Annotated in this window: 11 protein-coding genes; 9 read left to right on the top strand and 2 right to left on the bottom strand. The window is 30.4% G+C overall.

All coding sequences use genetic code 11. The features are described 5' to 3' along the window. From OT390_RS00495 to OT390_RS00455, 9 genes are all read left to right on the top strand, one after another. On the top strand, positions 1–978 hold the full coding sequence (locus OT390_RS00495; RefSeq protein ID WP_002865469.1) for a major capsid protein: 978 nt from the start codon (positions 1–3) through the stop codon (positions 976–978). A 116-nt stretch (positions 979–1,094) separates the two neighbouring features. Next, positions 1,095–1,553: a phage protein Gp36 family protein gene (locus tag OT390_RS00490; protein WP_002855185.1), complete on the top strand. Its 459-nt coding sequence runs from the start codon at positions 1,095–1,097 to the stop codon at positions 1,551–1,553. Next, complete coding sequence (locus OT390_RS00485) at positions 1,546–2,145, top strand: DUF1804 family protein (protein WP_002803360.1); 600 nt, start codon at positions 1,546–1,548, stop codon at positions 2,143–2,145. The genes OT390_RS00490 and OT390_RS00485 overlap by 8 nt, the downstream gene beginning before the upstream one ends. After that, on the top strand, positions 2,145–3,815 hold the full coding sequence (terL, locus tag OT390_RS00480) for a phage terminase large subunit (RefSeq protein WP_002865471.1): 1,671 nt from the start codon (positions 2,145–2,147) through the stop codon (positions 3,813–3,815). Before OT390_RS00485 ends, terL begins: the two co-directional genes overlap by 1 nt. A 9-nt stretch (positions 3,816–3,824) precedes the next feature. Further along, positions 3,825–5,201 carry a DUF935 family protein gene (locus tag OT390_RS00475; RefSeq protein ID WP_002865472.1) on the top strand — a complete coding sequence of 459 codons (1,377 nt, stop codon included), beginning with the start codon at positions 3,825–3,827 and terminating at the stop codon, positions 5,199–5,201. 1 nt (position 5,202) lies between these two features. Next, entirely contained in the window at positions 5,203–6,441 is a 1,239-nt protein-coding gene (locus OT390_RS00470; RefSeq protein ID WP_002865473.1) for a phage minor head protein, read from the top strand. Positions 6,442–6,565: 124 nt separating this feature from the next. Next, positions 6,566–6,940: a phage tail protein gene (locus OT390_RS00465; protein WP_002784519.1), complete on the top strand. Its 375-nt coding sequence runs from the start codon at positions 6,566–6,568 to the stop codon at positions 6,938–6,940. Continuing rightward, entirely contained in the window at positions 6,933–7,124 is a 192-nt protein-coding gene (locus tag OT390_RS00460) for a tail protein X (protein ID WP_002784520.1), read from the top strand. Before OT390_RS00465 ends, OT390_RS00460 begins: the two co-directional genes overlap by 8 nt. Beyond that, positions 7,118–8,095: a phage late control D family protein gene (locus OT390_RS00455; protein ID WP_002855003.1), complete on the top strand. Its 978-nt coding sequence runs from the start codon at positions 7,118–7,120 to the stop codon at positions 8,093–8,095. The genes OT390_RS00460 and OT390_RS00455 overlap by 7 nt, the downstream gene beginning before the upstream one ends. Here the strand turns inward: OT390_RS00455 and OT390_RS00450 are convergent. After that, the gene (locus tag OT390_RS00450) at positions 8,092–8,997 is read right to left on the bottom strand and encodes a hypothetical protein (RefSeq protein ID WP_002878915.1); all 906 of its coding nucleotides are present in this window, start codon (positions 8,995–8,997) and stop codon (positions 8,092–8,094) included. The two genes, OT390_RS00455 and OT390_RS00450, sit on opposite strands and share 4 nt — an antisense overlap. After that, entirely contained in the window at positions 8,963–9,169 is a 207-nt protein-coding gene (locus tag OT390_RS00445; protein ID WP_002865476.1) for a CJH_07325 family protein, read from the bottom strand. Before OT390_RS00445 ends, OT390_RS00450 begins: the two co-directional genes overlap by 35 nt. Positions 9,170–9,247 lie beyond the last annotated feature (78 nt).

Here is a 9,247-nt window from a genome sequence, read left to right as displayed (position 1 = left end):
ATGGATTTAGAGCAACTTTTGGAACTTTTTTCAAGTACAAAAATAACTGAAGTTATTAATCAAACCAAAGCTTCACCTCGCTTTGTAAGTGATACTTTTTTTAAGGATAAAATCCCAAGTTTAGAGAGCACTGTAAGGGTTGAAATTATAAAAGGTGCTGGAATTGTTTTAAATAGCATTTCAGATAATGGGGAACATTCTTTAGAAAATACTAAAGACGCTTATATTTTAAATATACCTTTACCACGCTTTGCATTAGCAAAAAGAATCAGTGCAAGCGAGATTAATTCTTTAAGGTCTTTAGCATTGCAAGAAGCTCAGACTAAAAGCTTAAGTGGAGCTCTTGGGGTTTTGGTTAAAGAAATGAAAGAAAGCTTTAACACTACGCTTGAATATATGGCAAATGGTGCTTTATTTGGCAAGATTTTAGATGGCAAAGGAAATGTGCTTTTTGATTTTGGAAGTGCAAGTAAGAAAGCTGTTAGTGTTAAAAAAGATGGGAGTGTGACTTTAGCCAGCGTTTGTGATGCGATTGATTCAGCAATTATTGATGAATTTGGAACAAGTGCTGATTATGAAGTGCTTTGTGGAAATGAACTTTTTGCGGCTATTTCTAACTTGGCATTAAGCGAAGATCTTTATAAAAATCATCTTGCAAGTAGGGATGAGAAAGATAAGTCCTTAATTTTATATGGCACCAAATATCGCCGTTATAGTGCAAAATATAAAAATACAAATGGAAAAAGCGTTGAATTTTTAAAAGGCACTGAGGGTATGGTTGTGCCAAAGGATAATTCTAATCGCATTTATTATACAAGAGCAAATCATACTGATGCTTTAGGAAAAGCACCAAGTTTAATGTTTGTTTCTAAGCCTGAGATTTTACCTCGTGGGGCTGGAATTGAAATTGTAGGCGAAATGAGAGCCATGCCAGTTTGCACCAGACCAAATGGACTTATTAAGCTTGTTTTAGAGTAAAACGCACAATTTTAGCTTTAAAGGCAAAAAATGCTTTTAAAGCTAAAAAGATATTAGAAAAAGATTTTAAACGATTTTAACCATATTTTAACCACATTAAAAAAAGGTTTTTTTAAATGAATTATCAAGACATTTTAGAAGAAAAGCTTATCACAGAAACTAAAACGCATTTTTTTATGATAGATGAAAAGGATTTAATCAAAGAATTAAGCGTTCATGCCATAGCAGAGCTTAGCGATTTAAATGCTGATGGGGTTTGTGATAAAGAAGTGATTGATGATGCTATTAATGATGCACAAAGTTATATTGCAAGTTTTATAAAGATACCTAAAAACCCAACTCCTCTTTTAAAAGATATCTGTGTAAAGCTTACAATTATGGAATTAAAACGCCGAAATGATTTTCCAAAAGAAAGCTTAGAAGAGATTAGAGAGTGGGCTAATGATTTACTTTTAAAAATGGCAAATAAAAAAATTCCAACTGAAATCAACGAAGATAACTTTATTCCACAAAACAAAGTTAGAGCGTTTAAAATTAAAAGAAAAAGAATGGATTTAAGGAGATTAAATGGCTAAAAATTTAACTTCCACCACAAAGCCTAAGATGGCAAAGGTCGGGTGCGGCCTTCAGGTGGGTGCAGAGAGTGAAACTCCTGCTCGTAAGGATAAATTTACTTCATCCGCGAAGTCTCAAAACAACTTAAAAGATTTAGCAAAAGAACTTTATATTGCAGGTTTTGATATATTTAAAATTGCAAAAATTTTAAACCGCAATGAAAAAACGATTAGAAACTACAAAGCCAAAGATGGCGATTGGGATAAGCAAAAAGCTAATCTTTTAACTTCAAAAATAAAAGATAAAGAAAGTGCCTCATTATATGAAAGTTTTACTGAGCAAATGTTTTGTGCGATTGAAAATATAAATACTGATGAAAAAATGAATGCAGAAAAGAAAACTGAAGCCATTGCAAGGATAGGCGATAGCTTTTCAAAAATGAGAAAGGTTGCAAGATTAGAAGATCCAAGTAGCTATCGTTTAAATGTTGCTAAAAAAGTGGTTGAAATTATCATAAGTCATTTAAAAAATGATAAAGATTGCGTAGCAAAACTTGTATCACTTTTAGAAAGTGGAGTGATAGAAAAAGAAATTTTAGCAATGGATATTTAATGCTTTTTTCCAAAGAAGAACTCGATGAGTTTTTAATCTCAAACGAACAAAAGCACAAAAACACTCCAAATGAACTAAAAGGTGCTATGCAAAGAAAAGACTTTTTAGAATGGATGGATGAGCTAAAAAATGAATTAAAAACTCAATTTTTGCATGAAAGCCATTTAGATCCTACTTTAAAACAAGAAAGAATTAAAAGAGCGAGTGTGGATTTTGATTATTTTGCAAGAACTTATTTTCCGCATTATTTTACCATTAAAGGAGAATGTGGCTTACATTTGCACTTAAATGAAGTTTTTACAAAAATCGCACTTAAAAAAGAAAGCAAAGGTGAAAAACACGCCATAGCTGCACCAAGAGCTCATGGTAAATCCACCTACACTTCACAACTCTTTCCTTTGTGGTGCTTAGTTTTTAATTATAAAAGCTTTATAGTAGAGATTTCAGATGCGGTCGAACTTATGGAAGGAATGCTTGAAGCTATTAAAGCAGAGCTTGAAGATAATCCGCATTTAAAGCTTGATTTTCCCGAAGTAGTAGGAATTGGCAAGACTTGGCGCGTAGGAGAGTTTGTAAGTAATAATGGCGTAAAGATTAAAGCCTTTGGCAGTGGAAAAAGACTTCGTGGGGTTAGATATGGGGTTAAAAGACCTGATTTAGTTATTTTAGATGATTTAGAAAATGATACTAATGTCAGGAGTAAAGATCAAAGGGATAAATTAGAAGATTGGGTGGATGAAGCGGTTTTAAACTTAGGGAGTGCAGATGGAAGTTTAGATGTGCTTTATATTGGAACCATTTTACATAATGATAGTGTTTTATCTAGAAAATTAAAGCTTGGTTTTTGGAATCCTAAAGTCTTCCGTTCCATCGAAGAGTTTCCACAAAGGCTTGATTTATGGGATGAATACGCCACGCTTTATAGAAATGCTGATTTTAATACCGCTCATCAATTTTATTTAAAAAATAAAGCTTTAATGGATAAAGGAGCTAAGGTTCTTTGGGAAGAAGCTAAAAGCTTAGAGGATTTAATGAAGTTAAGGGCTGAAAATCTAAAAGCTTTTAATAAAGAGCAACTCAATAATCCAAGAAGTGAAAATCAAATCTTTAGCCTTGATGGCATTAATTTTTATGATGATTTACCCGCCATTAATCAGTATTATATGTATATTGACCCAGCAGGAGAAAAAGCAAAAAGTGACTTTACTGCGATTACCATTATTGGCAAAGGTACAAAGGGTTTTTATGTAGCAGAAAGCATCGTAAAAATCTTAAAAGCACAAAGCATTATAAAAACCATTTTTAATCTTCAAAAGATTTATAAATGTCGCTTGATTGAAATTGAAACTAATGGCGGTCAATTTTTCTTAAAAAAATGGTTACAAGAAAAAAGCTTAGAAAGTGGAGTTTTTTTGCCTTTGCGTGGTAAAAATAATAGCGTTAGCAAGTTTGAACGCATTGAGAGTTTAAGCCTTGCTTTTGAAAATGAAGAGCTTTTTTTACATAAAAGCCAAACTATGCTTATAAATCAACTTTTAGAATTTCCAGAAGGGAAAAATGATGATGCACCTGATAGCTTAGCAGGAGCATTTTTATTAGCAAGAACTAAAAGTAGCATTAAAAGAAGAAAGCATCATTTTAACTCTGTTTCAAGAATAAGGCGTTTTTAAAGGAAGAATATGAAAGAAACAAAAAGTAAAAGAGAAGTGATATTAAAAAATAATAGTCTTATTAACACTCTTATCAATTCAAGCTATATAAATGTGCTTAAAATCAGCGAAAACGATCAAAGAATGATTTTTAAAGATCTAAGCTTTACTCAAGCTCATCAATCAAGAAGAAGTGTGATTTTAGCCAAAGAGCTTCAAATCGTTTGTGAAAATGAAAAAATTAAAGAAAGCTTTGAGTATCTTTTTAATCCCGATTTAATAGGTCAAATCTTAGAAACCTATCTTTATGGACTTAATGTTTTTGAGGTTAATTACAAGTTAAAAGATGGTTTTTACTATCCAATCTTAAAACAAAGAGATTTTAGAAATTTTGGCTTTAATGAAAACGATGAGCTAATTTATAATGGCAATGGTTTTGATGAAATTATAGAAGATAAAAAAGCAATTTATGGGCTTTTTGGCTCTAATTTCTTATTTAAAAATGGAGACGCCTTACTAACCAAACTTTATTTTCCAGTAAAGCTTAAAAATGCAAGTTTAAAGTTTTGGATGGAGTTTTTAGAAAGATTTGGCTCTCCTTGGGCGGTTGCAAAAACAGATAGCGATCCTGATGCCTTAGCTTCTGAAATCCATCAAATGCTAAATGGCGATAGTGCGGTCATTGATAAAGAAGAAGAGCTTGATTTAATCCAGCCAAAGGCTAAGGCAAATTATAATGAAATAATAGATTACTTAGATAATCAAATAAGAAGCGTGGTTTTAGGAGCTAATTTAAGTTCTCAAGTAAGCGGAGGTTCTTTAGCAGCGGCTGAGTCACATAATCAAATAAGAAAAGATTTAGCCGCCCAAGATGGACAAATCGTTCTTTTTATTTTAAATCGTGCCATTAAGTTTTTCAAAGAAATCAATCATTTTAAAGATGAACTCTATGTGCAGTTTTTTAGCGAAGCAGAACCAAAAAGTGAGCTTTGCGAAAGAGATTTAAAACTCTTTAATATGGGCTTTAACTTTGATGAAGAATACATTAAAAGCACTTATAATGTAGAGGGAAAGCTTATAAAAGAGCTTTTAAATCAAGAAAGCAAAGTCTTAAAAGATGATAAAGAAAACAAAAAAGCTTTATTTGAAAACAAAGCAAAGTTAGAGAGCTTTGAAGAAGATTTTATTGACAAAGCTTTGGAACAAAAAGAATACTTAAAAGTCGATGAGAGCATGTCAAAGTTTTTTCAAGAGCAATTTGAAAGCATTGTAAAAGATTGTAAAGATTTTAACGAGGCACTCAATAAACTTAAAGAAAATTTTTCTAGTTTAGAGCAAAGCGAGTTTGAAAAACATCTTTTTATAGCTTTAAATAATTCGAGTATTTTAGGATACTTGGAGGATTAAAATGACAGGTGCAAAAATAGGATTTTTTTCAGAACCTACTAAAGCTGTTGATTTTTTAAAAAATAAAAAGCCAGAGCTTAGTTTTGATTATGATGAACTTTCATATTCAACCCATAAAAAAGTCTTTACTATTGCTAAGCTTATGGATGAAAGCTTGTTAAAAGATATGCAAGATACTTTAGTAAATGCTATTAAAAATGGGGATAAATTTAGCACTTGGAGTAAGATTGCAGAGGAGAAATTAAAAGCTAAGGGTTGGTGGGGTTCAAAGGAAGTCATAAACCCTAAAACAGGAGAAGTTAAAAAAACTCATTTTAATAGTGCAAGATTAAAAAAAATCTTTGAGGAAAACTCAAGAAAAGCTAAAGCTAAAGCTATCTATGAAAATCAAATGAAAAGCACTAAACCTTATTTTAAATACTGCACCCAAAAAGATTCTTTGGTTAGGGACAAACACAGAGCCTTTGATGGCATAGTTTTACATAAAGATGATCCTTTTTGGGACACTCATTACCCACATGTAACCATGCATGATTATGGTTGTAGGTGTAAAGTTATAAATCTAGGCGAAAGTGAAGTTAAAGACTTAAAAATTCCACCTTCAAATACCAAAGAAAGCGAATTTAATGGCTTTAACGATGAAGAGCTTTTAGATGAGCTTTATAAACAAAAAAACACTGAAGTCATTCAAAACTTTATAAAGCTTGATATGTTAAGTGCAGCGGCTAAAAAAACAAAAGAAGTTAAAAGCTTTGCTCATCAAAAAGAACTTTACACTTGGCAAAAAAGCTTAGATGATATGGTGGATGAAGTATTAATCAAAGATAATCAAAAATATCCTATCAATTTCATACAAGTAGGTAAAATGGATAAAAGCACCAAAGAGTTTTTAGAAAAATTAAATAAAAAAGACTTAGAAGACTTATACTTTACACTGAGCAAAAACAATCTTTTACACGCAAGCCCTAAAAGAAAGGCAAGTTATAATCAAGCTTTAAGCGCGGATGAAATCAAGCAAATTGTTAAAGTTTTAGATGAAGCAAAAGAAGTTTATTGGGATAATGCAAATAATTCTTTATTGTATTTCTTTGAAGATAAAAAAGATGCTAGTCGTATCAATAAAATTGTAATTACCCCTGATTATAAGCTAAAGAAGTTTGGTAAAACCAATGCAATAGTTACATTAGGAAAAGTAGAAGCGATTAATAAAGATAATAAGACATATATTAAGATCAGATAAGGCGGTGAGACTTGCACTCACAATACATACCCCAATTAATTGGACTATCCTACTACTACATTTTAGGTATCAACCTTATCTAATTAAGATAATTTTAGCTTGATGAAACTAAAAAGGAGTTTAAATGGTTTTAGCTTTAGGAGAATTTGAGTTTAAAGCTTTAAATTTTGATAATTTAGAAAGAAGCTTAGAATATAACATACAAAGTCAAAATAGGCTTAATAATCATAATGCTTTATTTGCAAGTTCTAAAGAAAGCGAAAAGATTAAAATACAAGGCAAAACTTTACCTTTAAAAGGGGATAGAAATACTTATTTAGATAAGCTTGAGAATATGGCAAAAGAACAAAGATCTTTTATCTTAACAGGAGCTAATGGAAAGTATTATGGTAAATTTGTGATTTTATCCTTAAATGAAAACAGAAGTGCATTTGTAGATGGAAGTGGCTTTGTAGCACAAAGCTTTAGCATGGATTTAGAAAGGGACTTTGATGAGTAAGATTTACATAGCTAAAAACAACGAGAGGCTTGATAGTATAGTCTATAAGCATTATGGGACACTTTTGTATTTTAATCAAGTTTTATTAGCCAATCCAAGATTAGAGCCTCTTTTAAAAACAGGGGATAAAGTGATTTTACCTAGTATTAAAATCAAAGAAAGCAAGGAAAAGGCTTTATGGTAAGAAAACCTAAGTTTAAACTTATTGCCAAAGGTGAGGATATCACAGAAAAACTTTCTAAAAATCTTATTAGCATTAGTTATGAAGATAAAGAAAAAGCTGAAAGTGATGAGATAAGTTTAAGTGTTTTTGGGCTTTATTCCAAGCCACTTTTTGGGGATAGTTTAGAGCTTTGGCTTGGCTTTGAAAAGCTTTATAAATGTGGAAGCTTTAGTGTGAATGTAGTGAGTAAAAACTATACTTCAAATACTACTGAAGTTAGAGCAAGTGCTATTAATTTTAGTGGAAAAGGCAGCGTTAATATAAAAGAGAAAAAGACAAGAAGCTTTGAAAACACTACTCTTTTTACCATAGCAAGAAAAATCGCAAATGAAAACAATCTAAAAATCAAAACAAGTGGAGAGGATCAAAATATAGTAAGTATTTTACAAAATAATCAAAGTAATTTAGAATTCTTATATAGTATATGCTTTGATTATGGTTTTATTTGCTGTGTAAAAGAAAATACTTTAATCATTACTCCAAAAGATGGTAAGATTGGCGATAATGCTGCTAATATCACAAGCAAGAATGAAAATTTACCCTTATTTGAAATAGCTTTAAAAGAATGTATTTCATTAGAAATTTCAGAAAGTGCTAGAAATGAATATAGTGCCGTAATAGCAGAATGGCAAGATATAAATGAGGCAAAGATAAAAAGCATAAAAGTAGGAAGTGGGGAGAATATATATAAAATGCAAATCTCACAACCAAAAAATGATAATGAAGCTTTTAAAAAAGCACAAGCAAAACTCAATGAGCTTCAAAAAGGTGGATTAAATGGAAGATGTGAGCTTATTGGGCGTGAAATAAGAGCAGGTGGAAAACTTAAGATTAAAGATATTAATATGGATCATTATGAATTTAGTATTAAAAGCGTGAGTCATAGCTTTAATGACTCAGCTTATATAGTTAGTGTGGAGTTTGAGAGTTAAGACTGATGCTCTAAAATTTCATCAATCGTTTCAAAAAGTATTTTGTAGGCTATCATTATATCCTGTTGCTCTTCTTTCTCTAATTTGGGGTTAAAAAAAGTAATTTTTTTATCTTTTAGATCTTGGCCTAAAAGTAAAAATTCTTGTTCTCGTATTAAATAAAATGACTTAGTCAGCATATCTTTCTTTTTTACTTCGTTAATTGAGAATCTAATAAGTATTTTATAATAATCAAGTATCGCTCTATAAAGATGGCTTTTAGCTTTATCAATATTTTTAAATGGATCTTCAGGATTATCTTGATAAAAAAATGTAGCTAGGTGTGAAAAAGCATTATGAACCTCCAAAACAGGCTGAACAAAACCATTGCTTTTGCCATCTTTTGATTGTTTAAGAATACTAAGGATATCTTCTTTAGCTTTATTTATGATGGACTTAATAAGTTTATTAATTTTACTACAATCACAATATACATTTTTAAAATCTTTCATATACGGCTTCTCAGAAGATTCCCTAAAATAACCAGCTGCATTTAAAATTTCTCCGATTAAATCTACAATCTGATCATCTTCGAGTATTTTTTTAATACAAGATGGATTTATATTATCTTTTTTTATCTTAGTAAGGTTTCTTCCTTTTTTAAGAAGTTTTTCGATAAAAATCTCTAATTTATCCAAATCATGCTTGGTATCAGAAAGCAATGTACTATTAATTTGGTCAAAAAATAAAATACTCCCAAATATGTCTCTAAAACTTACGATAGCATCAATATTTCTACCTCTATCAGAATCATTTCTGAAAAAATTAGATAAATCAACTTGAAGATAATCTAAGTAGCATTTAAATAATCTGTTTATTAATTCTATTTTATTTTTTTCTATATTTGTTTGTGATAAACTCATAAACACCCGAATTTTTATAACTTTTATCTATAGAATCACTCAAATCTTGCAAAGCTTGGTTTAGCTCTTTATCTTCTATTTTGATACATATATCAGATACGCTACCAGTGTTATGAAAGGGTATATTAATATAATTTACCTTTCCATAACTATCTCTAACTAACTTTTCCATTTATTTTCCTTAAAGATATAAAAAAACATTGACAAATTAAAATATTTCTCAAGCCTAAATGCTATCATATTTTAACAA

Source organism: Campylobacter sp. CFSAN122748 (genome assembly GCF_045277125.1).
In the GTDB taxonomy this organism is placed as follows: Bacteria; Campylobacterota; Campylobacteria; order Campylobacterales; family Campylobacteraceae; genus Campylobacter_D; species Campylobacter_D jejuni.
This window is presented reverse-complemented; position numbering and strand designations above follow the sequence as displayed.

What these genes read in the sequence shown, in the direction of transcription:
- OT390_RS00495 (WP_002865469.1), top strand. Translation starts at nt 1, where the DNA reads ATGGATTTAGAGCAACTTTTGGAACTTTTTTCAAGTACAAAAATAACT.
- OT390_RS00490 (WP_002855185.1), top strand. Translation starts at nt 1,095, where the DNA reads ATGAATTATCAAGACATTTTAGAAGAAAAGCTTATCACAGAAACTAAA.
- OT390_RS00485 (WP_002803360.1), top strand. Translation starts at nt 1,546, where the DNA reads ATGGCTAAAAATTTAACTTCCACCACAAAGCCTAAGATGGCAAAGGTC.
- terL (WP_002865471.1), top strand. Translation starts at nt 2,145, where the DNA reads ATGCTTTTTTCCAAAGAAGAACTCGATGAGTTTTTAATCTCAAACGAA.
- OT390_RS00475 (WP_002865472.1), top strand. Translation starts at nt 3,825, where the DNA reads ATGAAAGAAACAAAAAGTAAAAGAGAAGTGATATTAAAAAATAATAGT.
- OT390_RS00470 (WP_002865473.1), top strand. Translation starts at nt 5,203, where the DNA reads ATGACAGGTGCAAAAATAGGATTTTTTTCAGAACCTACTAAAGCTGTT.
- OT390_RS00465 (WP_002784519.1), top strand. Translation starts at nt 6,566, where the DNA reads ATGGTTTTAGCTTTAGGAGAATTTGAGTTTAAAGCTTTAAATTTTGAT.
- OT390_RS00460 (WP_002784520.1), top strand. Translation starts at nt 6,933, where the DNA reads ATGAGTAAGATTTACATAGCTAAAAACAACGAGAGGCTTGATAGTATA.
- OT390_RS00455 (WP_002855003.1), top strand. Translation starts at nt 7,118, where the DNA reads ATGGTAAGAAAACCTAAGTTTAAACTTATTGCCAAAGGTGAGGATATC.
- OT390_RS00450 (WP_002878915.1), bottom strand. Translation starts at nt 8,997, where the DNA reads ATGAGTTTATCACAAACAAATATAGAAAAAAATAAAATAGAATTAATA.
- OT390_RS00445 (WP_002865476.1), bottom strand. Translation starts at nt 9,169, where the DNA reads ATGGAAAAGTTAGTTAGAGATAGTTATGGAAAGGTAAATTATATTAAT.